Annotated in this window: 13 protein-coding genes; 6 read left to right on the forward strand and 7 right to left on the reverse strand. The window is 62.3% G+C overall.

Annotated elements, in window-relative coordinates:
• Position 1 precedes the first annotated feature (1 nt).
• The 3 genes from FD715_RS06185 to FD715_RS06195 all read left to right on the forward strand — a co-directional run bounded on the left by FD715_RS06185 (position 2) and on the right by FD715_RS06195 (position 1,832).
• Complete coding sequence (locus FD715_RS06185; RefSeq protein ID WP_147106822.1) at positions 2-583, forward strand: DUF3833 family protein; 582 nt, start codon at positions 2-4, stop codon at positions 581-583.
• Positions 580-1,317 carry an SDR family oxidoreductase gene (locus tag FD715_RS06190; protein ID WP_147106825.1) on the forward strand — a complete coding sequence of 246 codons (738 nt, stop codon included), beginning with the start codon at positions 580-582 and terminating at the stop codon, positions 1,315-1,317. Before FD715_RS06185 ends, FD715_RS06190 begins: the two co-directional genes overlap by 4 nt.
• A 191-nt stretch (positions 1,318-1,508) precedes the next feature.
• Positions 1,509-1,832 (forward strand): DUF3775 domain-containing protein, encoded by a 324-nt coding sequence (locus FD715_RS06195; protein ID WP_147106828.1) that lies wholly within the window; start codon positions 1,509-1,511, stop codon positions 1,830-1,832.
• A 43-nt stretch (positions 1,833-1,875) separates the two neighbouring features.
• Here FD715_RS06195 and FD715_RS06200 read toward each other — a convergent pair whose 3' ends face one another.
• The 4 genes from FD715_RS06200 to FD715_RS06215 all read right to left on the reverse strand — a co-directional run bounded on the left by FD715_RS06200 (position 1,876) and on the right by FD715_RS06215 (position 5,355).
• Positions 1,876-2,940 carry a saccharopine dehydrogenase gene (locus tag FD715_RS06200; protein ID WP_147106831.1) on the reverse strand — a complete coding sequence of 355 codons (1,065 nt, stop codon included), beginning with the start codon at positions 2,938-2,940 and terminating at the stop codon, positions 1,876-1,878.
• On the reverse strand, positions 2,937-3,548 hold the full coding sequence (locus FD715_RS06205; RefSeq protein WP_147106834.1) for a glutathione S-transferase family protein: 612 nt from the start codon (positions 3,546-3,548) through the stop codon (positions 2,937-2,939). The genes FD715_RS06200 and FD715_RS06205 overlap by 4 nt, the downstream gene beginning before the upstream one ends.
• A gap of 8 nt (positions 3,549-3,556) precedes the next feature.
• Positions 3,557-4,210, reverse strand: a complete 654-nt coding sequence (locus FD715_RS06210; RefSeq protein ID WP_147106836.1) for a histidine phosphatase family protein — start codon at positions 4,208-4,210, stop codon at positions 3,557-3,559.
• Between the two features lie 101 nt (positions 4,211-4,311).
• Complete coding sequence (locus FD715_RS06215; RefSeq protein WP_147106838.1) at positions 4,312-5,355, reverse strand: AbrB family transcriptional regulator; 1,044 nt, start codon at positions 5,353-5,355, stop codon at positions 4,312-4,314.
• Between the two features lie 149 nt (positions 5,356-5,504).
• Between FD715_RS06215 and fdhF the strand changes: the two genes are divergently transcribed.
• Positions 5,505-8,270 carry a formate dehydrogenase subunit alpha gene (fdhF, locus tag FD715_RS06220; RefSeq protein WP_147106841.1) on the forward strand — a complete coding sequence of 922 codons (2,766 nt, stop codon included), beginning with the start codon at positions 5,505-5,507 and terminating at the stop codon, positions 8,268-8,270.
• A 102-nt stretch (positions 8,271-8,372) separates the two neighbouring features.
• The gene (locus FD715_RS06225; protein ID WP_147106844.1) at positions 8,373-9,575 is read left to right on the forward strand and encodes a hydantoinase/carbamoylase family amidase; all 1,203 of its coding nucleotides are present in this window, start codon (positions 8,373-8,375) and stop codon (positions 9,573-9,575) included.
• Here FD715_RS06225 and FD715_RS06230 read toward each other — a convergent pair.
• From FD715_RS06230 to FD715_RS06240, 3 genes are read right to left on the reverse strand one after another with little or no spacing between them, the layout of a single operon-like run.
• Positions 9,560-9,778 (reverse strand): WGR domain-containing protein, encoded by a 219-nt coding sequence (locus tag FD715_RS06230; RefSeq protein ID WP_147106847.1) that lies wholly within the window; start codon positions 9,776-9,778, stop codon positions 9,560-9,562. The two genes, FD715_RS06225 and FD715_RS06230, sit on opposite strands and share 16 nt — an antisense overlap.
• Before the next feature lie 27 nt (positions 9,779-9,805).
• Positions 9,806-10,507, reverse strand: a complete 702-nt coding sequence (locus FD715_RS06235; RefSeq protein ID WP_147106850.1) for a response regulator transcription factor — start codon at positions 10,505-10,507, stop codon at positions 9,806-9,808.
• Positions 10,504-12,396 (reverse strand): PAS-domain containing protein, encoded by a 1,893-nt coding sequence (locus FD715_RS06240; protein WP_147106852.1) that lies wholly within the window; start codon positions 12,394-12,396, stop codon positions 10,504-10,506. Before FD715_RS06240 ends, FD715_RS06235 begins: the two co-directional genes overlap by 4 nt.
• A gap of 147 nt (positions 12,397-12,543) precedes the next feature.
• Between FD715_RS06240 and FD715_RS06245 the strand changes: the two genes are divergently transcribed.
• On the forward strand, positions 12,544-14,553 hold the full coding sequence (locus FD715_RS06245) for an AMP-binding protein (protein WP_147106855.1): 2,010 nt from the start codon (positions 12,544-12,546) through the stop codon (positions 14,551-14,553).
• Positions 14,554-14,576: the final 23 nt, after the last annotated feature.

A 14,576-nucleotide genomic window follows, 5' to 3' on the forward strand; every position in this document is an offset into this window, starting at 1 on the left:
TATGGACGGTTTGATCTTTACCCTATTGGGAGCCGCTTTTGTTTTGTTCATTGGCTGGAGCCGGTCCCGCTATGCCGACTTTTTGGCACAGAGTCCGGAGGACTATGCCCAAGGAAACGGTCCGCAATTTGATGTGCGTACGCACCTGAATGGGTCCATCATTTGCGAAGGCGTCATCTTTGGCCCAACAGGGCGCGTGTCGTCGCGTTTCGTGGGCGAGTTCGACTGCAAGTGGGAAGGCAACACCGGCGTCATGGATGAGGTGTTCACTTATGACGATGGATCAAAGCAAACGCGCGCCTGGCGGCTGACCATCGGGAATGACGGTAAAATCCTCGCTCGTGCCGACGACGTGGTGGGGGACGGGTCAGGGCAGCAATCCGGCAATTCGGTGCAACTGAAATACAAGTTCCGCTTGCCCGAAGCGTCGGGTGGGCATGTGCTGGACACGGTCGATTGGATGTATCTGGCGCCAAACGGAACCATCGTGAACCGGTCGCAGTTCCGCAAATACGGGATCAAGGTGGCTGAATTGGTCGCCACAATGCGCCCGGCAAATGAAGAGTTGAAAGCAGCAGCATGACGGACATTTCCCTGAGCGGTAAACGATATTGGCTGGTGGGCGCGGGCGACGGTTTGGGCCGCGCCCTTGCGCATTGCATGAGCCGCGCAGGGATCGAGGTGATCGTGTCATCGCGCAGTGAAGACAAGCTGAAAGAACTGGTCGAAGAGCTGCCGGGCAAGGCGTCTTACCAGACGATCGACATCGCGGATGACGACAGCGTCAAGGCGGCGGCAGAAGCCGTAGGTGAGATCGACGGACTGGTGCTGTTGGCCGGGGTCTACTGGCCCTTTTCAGCCAAGGAGTGGCATGCCGAGCAGGCGACGGCCATGGCCGACATCAACTTCACCGGCTTCATGCGCGTGCTGGGGCAGGTCGTGCCGCAGTTTGTCGAGAAGGATGCGGGGCACATTGTTCTGACGTCTTCGCTCACCGGGTTTCGCGGGCTGCCAGGGTCTATTGGGTACACCGCCTCGAAGGCGGCGACCATGTCGCTTGCTGAGTGCATGTTTGCCGACCTGCGCGATACGGGCGTGCGCGTTCAGGTGGCCAATCCAGGATTTATCAAGACGCAGCTGACCGACAAGAATGACTTTAATATGCCCTTCATTATGGAGCCGGATCAGGCCGCGCGGGTGATGTTCGAATTCATGCTGACCGATAATTTCAAAAAGAGCTTTCCGACCTTTTTTTCGCTTTTGTTCCGCGGGTCGCAATTCCTGCCCGACTGGCTGTATTACCGCATTTTCGCCTAAACGCCGCGCACGTGTGATCGCGGCGAACGTTAGTAACGTCAGTTGCACTAACCTGAGCCTCAGCAACTTTGTTGGACCCGGAGACAGCGCATTTTCTATGTTGAAGATGCGCATACCCGCTGTTTCGATTTGATCCCGATCAAAGCCGTGGCACGCGGAGTGTTTCAAGGTCGGGTCAGGAGGGTTGATCCATGGACCTTGAAATTGAGCGCGCCGTTGTGGCGCAAGTGGTTTTGATGGGCCACGAGTTGGAGCGGGCCGAGGCCGAGTTGCGCGGTCTGATTGACCGCTTGGACACCGACGAGCAGGCCGAGCTGATCGCGATCATGTGGATCGGGCGCGGAGCGTTTGAACCGGATGATTGGGACGAAGCGCTGCTTACCGCGGAGGCGGAGGCCACGACCCCATGCGCCGATTACCTGCTGGGCACACCGCATTTTCCAGACCATCTGGAGGCGGGGATGGAAGCGCTGGGCCTGCCGCTGGGCGACGATGAGGATGCGCTATTGCGGTAAGCATCCTGCGGTGCCGCGGGCGCGCAGTCAGGCTTGGGCGTTCTCAGTTAGACGGCAGTGCCTCTACCGCGCTGTCGAATGTCCGTTCGGCTCGGCCCCAAACGCCCGACGTCACATCGGGAAGCGTGAGCAGGCTGGGCAGGAGTTGGTCTGCGTAGTCTTCGCTCGACTCAACCGGGAGCATGGACGGCAGGTTGTCGATGGCGGTGACGTCAAGCAGCGGGCTGTCGTGGACCCGGAGGGCGGGGGCGTCCCACGTGGTGGTGCGGTCGTAGACTTTGATGGGGGAGAAGTCGCTGTCGGGGTCGCAGGCGATGTCGCCGATGACGGTGAGTTTGCGTGGCTTGTGGGGTGTGTCGGCGGGGACAAAGACCGGTGTGCCGGGCCGTGCCAGGATGCAGTTGAAGAAGAGGTCGTGCTGCGCGATTTCGGGGAAGGGGCCGCCGTGTTTGGTTTCTTCCATGTCCCAGCGGGTGGTGGGGACGCCCATGACGGTGCAGAGGTCTGCCGCCCCCGTGCCGACGCGGCCGAGTGCGCCGATGATGAGAGCGGTGGGGCGCTGTGTGCCCGTGGCGACGAGGTCGGATTGGAGTTCTGCCAGCAGGTGGTTGGAACTGGGGTAGGCGTGGACCGGGCCAGCGATTTGGCCGTGTTGTTGAGCGATCCAGCATTTGAGCGCAACCGCGGCGCCCGCGTAGCCAGCCCAGTAGCCGAAGGCGGCGACCCGCTTGCCCGCCTCGTCCACGAGGTATTCGAGGTCGTAGAGGGTGCCGCCGCCTGCCTTGAACCGTTGCAGGAGGATTTGACCCGCGGGCTGCCCCTTGTAAGCGTGGCCGAACATGATGTGTTTGTGCGGCAGCGGCGTGCCGTCTTCGGGCAGTTCCTTGAGGCCGAAGATGATGGCGTCCTGCGGGGCGTTGGGCCATGTGTTTTCGGGGGAGATTGTGGCCCCTGCCTGGGTATAGCGGTCGGTGGGGATGCAGCGGGTTTTGCTTTCTTCAATTGTAACCTTGATCCCGGCGGCGATCAGCTTGGCCGCGCCTTCGGGGGTGAGGCCCACGCGGTCTTCGTTTGCGCGTTGTTCGGCGCGGACCCAGAGATGTGTCATCCGAGCATTCCTTTGGCGCGGATGGTTTTGACGCTGTCGCGCGCTTCCATCGCGTCCATGAAGGTGCGGAGTTTGGGGAAGGGGGTTAGATCGACGCCATCGCCCGGCAGCCATGTGCAGACCATGAAGAGGTAGGCGTCGGCCAGTGTGAACGTGTCGCCGAGGATGTAGGGGCCTGTGAGGCAGTCGGTTTCGACGAATTGGGCGGAGGCGGTCATGGTTTCGGTCACTTTGGCCGTCATGTCCTGCCAGCTGCTTTCCTGATCTGCCCAGCGGTGGCCGCGCATCTTGTGGGCGTGGTTCACGTGCATGGTGGAGGCGAGGTAGTACATGACGCTGCGCGCTTTGGCGGCCTGGATCGGGTCGGTGGGCATAAGGTGGGGCGCTTGCGTGGCGATGTAGTCGAGGAGCGCGCCGGTTTCGGTGAGAATGGTGCCGTCGACTTCGAGGGCGGGGACGCGGCCTTTGGGGTTCACCTTGGCGTAGTCGGGGGATTGCTGGTCACCCGCAGCGAAGTTGAGTTGGTGGGTGTCGTAGTCGAGCTCCGCCTCTTCCAGTGCGATTGCGACGGCGATCGAGATGGTGCCGGTGGCGTAGTAGAGTTTCATTTGGGCCTCTAGACGTGCGTTTGAGCGTGGTGGCGGTCGGGGTGTTCAAGGTGGGGGACTGCGTTGAACATCACGGGCGACCAGGTGCCGCCGATCGGGTGCAGGCGGTGCATAGAGGTGTTCATGATTGCGAGCGCGACGTTGGCCATTGCGCTGACTTCGAGCCCGAGATGGAGCCGCATGGTCATGGCGATGAGGCCGCCCGAGGTGACGACCAGGGCGGGGCCGTCGCCCTCGCCGATTTCGGTCAGCGCGTCCTTGATCCGTTTTTCAAAGTCAGAGAACCGTTCGGGGACGTTGTCGAGTTTGTCGTCCTGCCAGTGGGCCAGCACCTTGGGGAAGTGGTGGACGAATTCTGAGGGGGCCGTAGGGACGGGGATGCCGTGTTCGGCCTCCAGCGCTTGCGCCATGGTGAAGTATTCAAGCTCGTTCAGGCGCGGGTCTTCGGTGGCCCTCATCCCCGTGTCCATGCCGTTTGCCGTTTCGCGGTGGCGGCGGAGGGTGCCAGTGTAGAGCCGCGTGTGGTGCTGGTGCGTAGCCCGCATGTGGTCGCCGAGCCAGGCCGATTGCTGGTGCCCGAGGCCCGAGAGCTGGTCGTAGCTGGCTTCGTCCTTGGCATGCGTGTTGGCCTGGCCGTGGCGGATAAGTGTGATGTGGGACATGGGTGCCTGTTGTTCTGTTGTCCCTGTTCTAGGCCGGTGCTGTTCCTGTGGAAAGTGCGGGAGCCTCCGGCGGTGGTTTATTTTGCGAAATGAAGAATGGATCAGGCGCGTTGGAGGCGGCCGACGAAGGCGGGGAGGAGGACGGTGAGGAAGAGGAGGCGGGCGACGTGGGCAGCGGCGACGAAGCCGGGGTTTGCGCCGAGGACGACGCCCATGGCGATCATCGTCTCCAAGCCTCCGGGGGCGAAGGCGATCAGGACGTGGGTGGGCTCGAAGCCGAGCGTGTAGGCGACGGGGATCGCGGCGGCGAGCGCCATGAGGACGGTGAGTGTGGTGACGGTGAGCCCTGCGAACAGGGATTGGGCGAGGGCGCGGCGGGTGATGCCGTTGAACCGTGCGCCGATCAGTGTGCCGACGGTCATCAGCCCGGCGTAGCTGAGCCAGGGGTGCATAACGCCCGGTGTGACTTCGGTCGCGTGGCCGAGGGCGGAGGCGACCATGCCGCCGATCAGGAGCGGGGCGGGCAGGCCGATCTTGTCGAGTGCGTAGCCGAGTGTGAGCCCTGCGACGAGGAGGAGGCCGAGGTGGCTCCACACCATGGGAGGGCCTGGGGGTAGGACCTGTCCGGTGAGTTCGAAGCCGAAGGCCAGGGCGATGGCCGGGACCGTGAGGGTGAGGGCGAGGAGGCGGACGGACTGGATGACGACGATGCGCGTGGTGTCGAGGTTGAGGCCGGTTGAGAGGCCCACCACGAAGCTGAGATGGCCGGGGGCGGCGGCGAGGTAGGCGCTGCGTTTGTCGAGGCCGAAGCCGTGGTGCAGGAGCCTGCCGCAGAGCCAGAGTGTGGCCCAGAGCATCAGCCCGAGGGCTGCAAAGGCGAGCGGCCAGCGCAGCATGGCCGCCGTTGCGTTGCTGTCCACGCCGCTGCCGATGGAAACGCCCACCAGCAGGAAGACGAGGTTCCGCACCGTGTCGTCGATGCCTGTGCGCAGCCCTGCGAGGGCGGCGAGGCTGACCAGCAATGCGGGGCCTGTGAGCACCGCGATGGGGGCGCCGATGGCTTCGGCGATTCCTGCGCCGATGGCGCCGACGATCAGGGTTTGTGCGGTGATACGGAGGCTGTCGGGGGAAGGACGTGCGAGCATGCTCTTTGGCTACCTCTGTTGCCGGGGGTGAGCAATGGTTGCGGATCGGAAACCTTGATGGCGCAAAACCGGGGTGCGGTGTCGGGATTGGGAGTCACGGGATTGCGCGCACTCTCCTATATCTAAGGCAGAACAGGGAGATGCGGCAGATGTCGGATATGGTGACGTTCACGCTGGATGGACAGGAAGTGCAAGCCGAGGCTGGCATGACCATTTGGGAAGTGGCCCATGGTCGCGGTCTGGTGATCCCGCATCTGTGTCACAAGCCTGCGCCGGGGTATCGCCCGGATGGGAACTGTCGCGCCTGCATGGTTGAGATTGAAGGCGAGCGGGTTTTGGCCGCCTCGTGCATTCGCGAGCCGTCCGAGGGGATGGTTGTGACGACCAATTCGGCGCGGGCCGAGAATGCGCGCAAGATGGTGGTCGAGATGCTGGTGGCCGATCAGCCCGAGCGGGATGTCGCCCATGACAAGTCCGCCCATCTTTGGGACATGGCGGAGATGAACGGTGTGTCCGAGAGCCGGTTTCCTAAGCTGGAAGAAGGGCGGATTCCGCTGCTGGACGATTCCCATGTGGCGATGTCTGTGAACCTCGATGCCTGTATTCAGTGTGGGCTGTGCGTGCGGGCTTGTCGTGAGGTGCAGGTCAACGATGTGATCGGCATGGCGGGGCGGGGGCATGATGCCTATCCGACCTTTGATTTTGCTGACCCGATGGGTGAGAGCACCTGTGTCGCCTGCGGCGAATGTGTGCAGGCCTGTCCGACGGGTGCTTTGATGCCGTCCACGGTTGTGGATGATGCGCAAGTTGGGGACAGCAAGGACTACGACAGCGAGGTTGAGAGCATTTGCCCGTTCTGCGGTGTGGGCTGTCAGGTGTCGTTGAAGGTGAAGGACGGCAAGGTCAAGTATGTCGAGGGCATCAATGGCCCTGCGAATGAGGGGCGCCTTTGTGTGAAGGGGCGCTTTGGCTTTGACTATATTCATCACGATCACCGTCTGACCAAGCCGCTGATCCGGCGCGAGGATGCGCCTGCTAAGGGGCTGAATGTGGACCCCGGCGATTGGTCGACGCATTTCCGCGAAGCTTCCTGGGACGAGGCGCTGGATTTTGCGGCGAACGGGTTGAAGGGCCGGGGGCGCGAGGTGGCTGGCTTTGGGTCGGCCAAGTGTACCAACGAGGAAGCCTACCTGTTTCAGAAGATGATCCGGCAGGGCTTTGGCCACAACAACGTCGATCACTGTACCCGGCTGTGTCACGCGAGTTCTGTTGCCGCGCTGATGGAGAATGTGGGGTCGGGGGCTGTCACCGCGACCTTTAACGAGATCGAGAATGCGGATGTGGCGATTGCGATTGGGTGTAACCCGATCGAGAACCACCCGGTGGCCGCCACCTATTTCAAGCAGTTCACCAAGCGTGGTGGGAAGCTGATCGTGATGGACCCGCGGGGGCAGGCTCTGAAGCGCTTTGCCAGCCATATGCTGCAATTCCGGCCCGGAGCGGATGTGTCGATGTTGAACGCGATCATGCATGTGATCGTGGAAGAGGGGCTGTACGACCAGCAGTATATCGACGCCTACACCGAGAATTGGGAGGCGGAGAAGGCGCATCTGGAGGGCTTTGCGCCGGAGAAGATGGCGGAGATTTGCGGGATTGAGGCGGATGTGCTGCGCGATGTGGCGCGGACCTTTGCTGGCGCCAAGTCGGCGATGATCTTCTGGGGCATGGGTGTGTCGCAGCACATTCATGGGACCGATAACTCGCGCTGTCTGATTTCGCTGGCGCTGATGACGGGGCAGGTTGGGCGCCCGGGTGCTGGGCTGCATCCGCTGCGGGGGCAGAACAATGTGCAGGGGGCGAGTGATGCTGGCCTGATCCCGATGTTCTTGCCGGACTATCAGACGGTGACAGATGATGGCGTGCGGTCGGCGTTCACGGACGTTTGGGGGTCTGGTGACTTCTCCAATGAGAAGGGGCTGACCGTGACCGAAATTATGGATGCTGTTCACGCGGATCAGATCAAGGCGATGTATATTCTGGGGGAAAACCCGGCCATGTCGGACCCGGATGTGGAGCATGCGCGGGATGCGCTGGCGAAGCTGGATCATCTGGTGGTGCAGGACATTTTCATCACCGAAACGGCGAACTATGCCGATGTGATCCTGCCGGCGAGTGCCTTTGCCGAGAAGACGGGGACGGTGACCAATACGAACCGTCAGGTGCAGATGGGTCGGCCTGCGGTCCCACCGCCCGGCGAGGCCAAGGAAGACTGGTGGATTGAGGTCGAACTGGCGAAGCGGCTAGGTCTGGGTTGGACCTATCAGAGCCCGGCGGATGTGTTTGCCGAGATGAAGCTGAACATGAAGTCGCTGGATAACATCACCTGGGATCGGCTTGAGGGGCAGAATGCGGTGACCTATCCATCGCTCAGCCCGGAAGATCCGGGGCAGGCGATTGTGTTTGGTGACGGGTTCCCAAGGCCTGAGGGGCGGGCGCGCTTTACCCCTGCGGCTGTGATTGCGCCGGATGATGTGCCGGATGCGGAGTATCCGATGATCCTGACAACGGGTCGGCAGTTGGAGCATTGGCATACCGGGTCGATGACCCGCCGTGCGACCGTGCTGGATGCGGTGGAGCCGGAGGCGAATTGTTCGTTGCACCCGTCGACGTTGCGGAAGCTGGGGGCTGTGCCGGGGGATATGGTGCGTTTGACGACCAAGCGTGGCTCTATCGAGATCATGGCCCGTGAGGATCGGGCTGTGTCGCCGGATATGGTGTTCTTGCCCTTTGCTTATGTGGAGGCGGCGGCGAACATTCTGACGAACCCGGCGGTGGATCCTTATGGGAAGATCCCGGAGTTCAAGTTTTCGGCTGTGCACGTTGAAGCTGTCGCCGGGGCTGTGGCGGCGGAGTGAGCCACATGTGCGCCTGACGGCGCGCGCGATTTATTTTTGCTGACGAGGGGCTCTGCCCCTCGAGCTCCCCGTCGTATTTACAGTCAGAAGAAGGGGATTGCGTTGGCGTTGAATTCTGAGCGGTTTTTGGCGGATTTGCATATGCTGCGGTCCTTTGGGGCGTCGGGTGTGGGCAAGGGTGTGGTGCGGCCTGCATACTCCGAGGCTGACATGGCGGCGCGGGATTGGTTAGCCTCGCGGATGGCTGAGGCCGGGCTTGAGCCGCGCTTTGATGCGATGGTAAACTTGTTTGGGTTGGCGGAGGGGACTTCGCTACTGCTTGGGTCGCATTCGGACAGTCAGCCGCAGGGTGGTTGGTTGGATGGGGCGCTGGGCGTTGTCGCCGCTTTGGAGGTTGCGCGGGCCAGTATTGAGGCTGGTGGGCCTGCGATTTCGGTTGTGTCGTTTCAGGATGAAGAGGGGCGCTATGGGGTGACCACCGGATCGAATGTGTGGTCCGGTGGGTTGTCTTTGGCTGAGGCGGATGCGCTGGTGGATCATGAAGGCGTGACGCTGGGTGATGCGCGCCGGGTTGTCGGGGAGCGGATTGGGGCGCCGGTTGATCCGGGGCGGTTCACCGGATTCATCGAGTTGCATATCGAGCAGGGGGCGACGTTGGATGCTGCTGGGGAGCGGATTGGGGTTGTGACCGACATCGTTGGTATTCGGGATCGGGTCATCACGCTGACCGGGCAGCAGAACCATGCGGGGACCACCGCGATGTCGCTGCGTCGGGATGCGTTTCAGGGGCTTGTCGCCTTTTCCAGCCGGTTGAATGAGCGGTTGCGCAACGTGGTGACGCCGTCGTCCGTTTGGACGATTGGGCATGTGGTTGTGGCGCCCAATGCGTCATCCATCGTGCCGGGGCAGGTGCGGTTTTCGATGCAGTGGCGGGATGGCGATGCGGACCGGTTGGCGCGGATGGAGGCGGTGATCGAGGAGACCTTGGCCGAGGTGGCGGGTGAGATGGGTCTTGGTGTCGAGATGGGGCCGTTGTTGGGGTTGGAGCCTGTGGCGATGGATGTCGATCTGCGCGCGCGGTTGGAGGCTGGGGCGGAGGCAGTCGCACCGGGGAAGTGGCGGTGCATGCCCTCGGGAGCGCTGCACGATGCGACCAATGTGGCGCGGGTGCTGCCGGTCGCGATGCTGTTTGTGCCGTCCATTGGCGGGATCAGCCATGCGTTCGAGGAAGATACGGATGAGGCCGATCTGGTGGCGGGCCTGCGGGTGCTGGCCCATGCGGCAGGGCTTCAGGCTTTGGCGTAGCCCCGTCTGAGCGCGCGTTTGCGGTAGCGGTCGGCGGCGGTGGAGGCCGCGCGCAGGTCGCTGTGGCAGGTGATGCGGCGGCAGGGTTTGCCACCTTTGACGCCCCATTCGATCACCACGGAGGCTTCCGCGAAGAGGTTGAACGTGATTTCGACCCGGTAGAACCGGGCGTCGTCAGAACGGTAGAGGAGCGCTTCGACCATGAGGTGATTCTGGCATGAGTTGAATCCTCATGTCCACTGCACATCGCCCAGAAAGATGTAACCGGCGCCATAGATCGTTTTGATCAGGCGGGGGTTTTTCGGGTCTTCGCGCAGTTTTGTGCGCAGGCGGCTGATGCGGACGTCCATGGCGCGGTCAAAGCTGTCGCCTGCGCCGCCGCCGAGCATTTCCTGCATTTGGGCGCGGCTGATCAGCCGTTTGGGGGCGTCGAGGAAGAGGCGGAGCACTTCGCCTTCTGCGTGGGAGAAGGGGGTTTCGCTGCCCTTGTCATCGGTCAGCGTGTAGCTGTCGAAGGAGGCGGTCCAGCCGTTGAAATTGGCGATCTGGCCGGTTTGTGTGGTGGCTTTGGGGGTGCGCAGGCGGACGCGGATGCGGGCGACGACCTCGGCCGGGTCGAACGGCTTGATGATGTAGTCGTCGGCGCCGAGTTCGAGGCCCGTTACCCGGTCTTGTACCTGTGCGCGGCCTGAGATGATGATGACTGCAGCGCCTTGTTCGAGGGCGAGTTTGTGGACAAGTGTCAGGCCGTCGGTGTCGGGCAGGCCGAGGTCGACGAGGCACACGTCGGGTTTGTGGGTTTTGAGGGCGGCTTCGAAGGACGAGGCGCGGGAGAAGGAGAGGGTGCGGAACCCGGCCTCTTCCAGCGCGTCGGCGAGGATCGTGCGGATCGCAGGTTCGTCGTCGAGGATGGTGACAAGGGGCTGGGTCATGCGGCGTCTGCTTGCAGAAGGGCGGCGAGGTCTGAGGCTTCGAACGGTTTGCGCAGGACGGGGGCGGTGCGCGTGGCCGTTTGGAACGTGGGATCGCTTGGCAGGAGGGATGTCATCAGGATGACTGGCAGGCTGCCGTTCAGTTGGGTGGCAAGGTCGATCCCTGTGCGGGTGCCGGAGCCGAGGTTGATGTCGGACAGCACGAGGCCGATGTCGGGCAGGTCGGCGGTGAGGGCAATGGCCTCGTCCACGCCTGCGGCTTCGATGACCGCGTGGCCCATGCCCATCAGCAGATCGCGGTAGTGTTGGCGCAGGTCGGGGTCATCTTCGACCAGCAGCACGAGGGCCCCTGCCAGTTGCGGGGCGGGGCGTAGAGGCAGGCGCAGGCGGACTTGCGCGCCCACGTCGCCATTGCCGAGTTTCAGATCGCCGCCTGCGCGTTTGGTCATGTCGTAGACCATGGGCAGGCCCATGCCTGACCCTTCGGACCCCTTGGTCGTGAAGAAGGGGTCGAAGCCGTGTTCGAGCGCGTCGTTGGAGAAGCCGGGGCCGGTGTCGGTGACGATGAATTCGAGCCATGTGTCGTGGACGGGGCGGGCGGTGAGCGTGATTTCCCCGCCCGTGCCGCAGGCGTCGCGGGCGTTGAGGATGAGGTTCAGGAGGCTGTCCTTGACCAGTCCGGGGTCGAGCATGTGGGGGCCGGTGACGGTGGTGAAGGTGCTGAGCGTAAGACCCGGTGGCAGGGTCGATTGCGCCATGGTGGTGACGTCGGCCAGCAGCGTTTCGATGTCCGTGGCGGCGGGGCGCATGGCGCGGCCTGCGGTCATGTCGGCGATGGCATTGAGGAGTTCGCCGCCGCGTCTTGTGGCCGAAAGCGTGCCTTCGATCAGGTCGCTGGCACCTTGGGGGAGGTTATCCATACGCGACAGTTTGGATTGCAGGCCGAGGATGATGGTCAGCAGGTTTGAGAAGTCGTGCGCCATGCCCGATGTCATTTGTGCGGCGAGCGTGCGGCGGCGGTTTTGTTGTAGGGCGACGCGGGCTTGCGTTTCCTCGGTAATGTCCATCGACAGGATGTAGACGCCGCCCGAGGCTTCGGGGGTGAAGGCCACACGGATGCGTCTGGCGCTGGCTTCATCGGTGAATTCGAAGACCGAAGCTTCGCCCTGATAGGCGCGGGCGAGGTTGGAGGTGATGCGACCGTAGGCAAAGGCGCCGAGCGCGTCGGAGATATGTTCGCCTACGATTTCCGAGGGGCGGCTGGGGATGACCGTACTGAGCCGTCTGTTGGAGTAGGTGTAGTGCCCTGTTGCGTCTACGTGGGCGATGTGGGCGGGCATCATCTCTGTCGTGAGACGGGTGCGCGCCTCGGTTTCCGTCAGTTGGCGCTTGGCTTCTTCCAGCGCTGAGACGGTGGCGGCGAGCTGGCGGTTGGTCGAGCTGAGCGCTTCGGTGTGTTGCAGGACCTGATCGCTGAGTTCGGTGGCGCGGGCGCGCAGGAGCGCCTCTTGCGACTTGGTGTGGGAGATGTCGGTATAGACGGTGACCCATCCGCCTTGGGGGAGTGGCGAGCCTTCGACGGAGATTGTTCGGCCATTGGCGCGGGTGCGTTCCATGTAATGCGGCTCGAACGCGAGGGCCTGGTCGACCCGTTCCTGCACGAAGGTGTCGAGGTCGTCGATGGGGCCGTATTCGCCGCGCTTGGCGAGGTGGGTTATCGTTTCGCGAAAGGTGGAGCCGGGTGTGACCAGCGCGTCGGGCAGGTCGAACATCTGCTGGAAGGGGGCATTGCACACGGCAAGGCGCAGGTCGCGGTCGTAGATCGTGAGCGCCTGCGCGATCAGGTTGAGGCCAGAGGCCGTCAGGGAGGCTGTGTGATCCTGTGCCATGATCTATGGCTAGCACTGGATTTGCGCTGCGCACAACGGCTGCTGGTGGGCTGTTACAATTCGTAAGGATTGGGAAAACATCAGGAAAAAGTTGACGCGCAGCGTGAACCGGACATCCTTAGACGTGTAAGAATCGTCAAAGCGATCATGTGCGCCCCGGGGAGGGGGTGCTCGGGAGGAACATTCGTGGTTAAGTCGCCTGAAGGCGCGAACGGGCTGGTGTCCGTTCCTGCGCTGTTACATCGAAATGCCAAGGAATTTGGATCGGCCCCGGCCTATCGCGAGAAAGAATTCGGGATCTGGCAAAGCTGGACCTGGGCCGAAACGCTGGAAGAGGTCGAAGCGCTGGCATTGGGTCTGATCGACCTTGGGGTGCAGCCCGGCGACCATATTGCCGTGATTGGACGGAACCGGCCTTACCTTTACTGGTCGATGATGGCGGCGCAGATGGCGGGCGCGATCCCCGTGCCGCTCTATCAGGACGCGGCGGCGGAGGAGATGGCCTATACCCTCGACCATTCGGGCGCGCGTTTTGTGATCGCGGGTGATCAGGAGCAGGTGGACAAGGTCATCGAAGTGCAGGCGCAGTTGCCCGGCTTTGAGCAGATGATCTACCTCGATCCGCGCGGTTTGCGGAAATACGATCATTCGAAGCTGCATCAGTATTCCCATGTGCAGGATGCCGGGCGGGCCAAGCGGGATGAGTTGGCGCCAGAGATGGCGAAGCGGATTGCGGCGCTGGATTACGACAGCACGTGTGTGATGCTCTATACCTCGGGCACCACGGGCAAGCCGAAGGGTGTGGTGCTGTCCAATCGCAACGTGATCGAGACGTCGAAGTCTTCGTCCGAGTTTGACGGGCTGCGGCAGAGCGACGACATTCTGGCTTATCTGCCGATGGCCTGGGTGGGTGATTTCATTTTCTCCGTGGGTCAGGCGCTTTGGACCGGGTTCTGCACCAACTGCCCGGAAAGCGCTGACACGATGCACGTGGACCTGCGTGAGATCGGGCCGACCTATTACTTCGCCCCGCCGCGCGTGTTCGAAGGTCAGCTGACGAACGTGATGATCCGGATGGAAGATGCGGGCGCGTTCAAGCAAAAGATGTTCCATTACTTCATGGCGCACGCGCGCAAGGTGGGCCCGGCCATTCTGGACGGAAAACCTGTCGGGTTCATGGATCGGCTGAAATACAGCCTTGGCGAGTTGATGGTCTATGGCCCGCTGAAGAACACGCTTGGGTTTTCTCGTGTGCGCGTTGGATATACCGCCGGTGAAGCAATCGGGCCTGAAATCTTTGATTTCTATCGCTCTTTGGGCATCAACCTGAAGCAGCTTTATGGCCAGACCGAAGCGACCGTGTTCATCACCGCCCAGCCCGATGGTGAGGTGCGCAGCGATACCGTTGGGGTGAAATGCCCCGGTGTTGAGTTGAAGATCGAGCCGAATGGCGAGGTGTTCTATCGCTCGCCCGGTGTGTTCGTGGAGTATTACAAGAACGCGGAAAGCACTGCCGACACCAAGGATGCTGAGGGGTGGGTCGCGACGGGTGATGCCGGGTTCATCGAAGAAGACACGGGCCATCTGCGCATCATCGACCGGGCCAAGGATGTGGGGCAGATGGCGTCGGGTGCGCTCTTTGCCCCCAAATACGTCGAGAACAAGCTGAAATTTTTCCCGAACATTCTGGAGGCCGTGGTCTTTGGCAACGGTCGCGACGAATGTACGGCTTTCATCAACATCGACCTGACAGCTGTAGGCAATTGGGCCGAGCGAAACAACATTGCCTATGCGTCATATCAAGAGCTGGCGGGGCATCCGCAGGTTTTGGCGACCATCACGGACCACGTGGAAGAGGTGAACCGGTCGGTGGCCGAGGACGAGATGTTGTCGGGCTGTCAGGTGCATCGCTTTGTCGTGCTGCACAAGGAACTGGATGCGGACGATGGCGAGTTGACCCGTACCCGCAAGGTGCGCCGCCGGATCATTGAAGAGAAGTACGCAGACATCATCACGGCGCTCTATGATGGATCGTCGGAGGTGTCGACGGTGACCGAGGTGACCTATGAAGATGGGCGCAAGGGGTCGATTTCGGCGACGTTGGAGATCCGGTCGGCTGTGACGTCGGCTGTGGCGCAGAAGATGGCGGCGGAATGAGGATGTCGGTGCGACGCTCGGCT

This window comes from Tateyamaria sp. syn59 (assembly GCF_007995245.1).
Taxonomy (GTDB): Bacteria; Pseudomonadota; Alphaproteobacteria; order Rhodobacterales; family Rhodobacteraceae; genus Tateyamaria.

What these genes read in the sequence shown, in the direction of transcription:
- FD715_RS06185 (WP_147106822.1), top strand. Translation starts at nt 2, where the DNA reads ATGGACGGTTTGATCTTTACCCTATTGGGAGCCGCTTTTGTTTTGTTC.
- FD715_RS06190 (WP_147106825.1), top strand. Translation starts at nt 580, where the DNA reads ATGACGGACATTTCCCTGAGCGGTAAACGATATTGGCTGGTGGGCGCG.
- FD715_RS06195 (WP_147106828.1), top strand. Translation starts at nt 1,509, where the DNA reads ATGGACCTTGAAATTGAGCGCGCCGTTGTGGCGCAAGTGGTTTTGATG.
- FD715_RS06200 (WP_147106831.1), bottom strand. Translation starts at nt 2,940, where the DNA reads ATGACACATCTCTGGGTCCGCGCCGAACAACGCGCAAACGAAGACCGC.
- FD715_RS06205 (WP_147106834.1), bottom strand. Translation starts at nt 3,548, where the DNA reads ATGAAACTCTACTACGCCACCGGCACCATCTCGATCGCCGTCGCAATC.
- FD715_RS06210 (WP_147106836.1), bottom strand. Translation starts at nt 4,210, where the DNA reads ATGTCCCACATCACACTTATCCGCCACGGCCAGGCCAACACGCATGCC.
- FD715_RS06215 (WP_147106838.1), bottom strand. Translation starts at nt 5,355, where the DNA reads ATGCTCGCACGTCCTTCCCCCGACAGCCTCCGTATCACCGCACAAACC.
- fdhF (WP_147106841.1), top strand. Translation starts at nt 5,505, where the DNA reads ATGTCGGATATGGTGACGTTCACGCTGGATGGACAGGAAGTGCAAGCC.
- FD715_RS06230 (WP_147106847.1), bottom strand. Translation starts at nt 9,778, where the DNA reads ATGGTCGAAGCGCTCCTCTACCGTTCTGACGACGCCCGGTTCTACCGG.
- FD715_RS06235 (WP_147106850.1), bottom strand. Translation starts at nt 10,507, where the DNA reads ATGACCCAGCCCCTTGTCACCATCCTCGACGACGAACCTGCGATCCGC.
- FD715_RS06240 (WP_147106852.1), bottom strand. Translation starts at nt 12,396, where the DNA reads ATGGCACAGGATCACACAGCCTCCCTGACGGCCTCTGGCCTCAACCTG.
- FD715_RS06245 (WP_147106855.1), top strand. Translation starts at nt 12,544, where the DNA reads ATGTGCGCCCCGGGGAGGGGGTGCTCGGGAGGAACATTCGTGGTTAAG.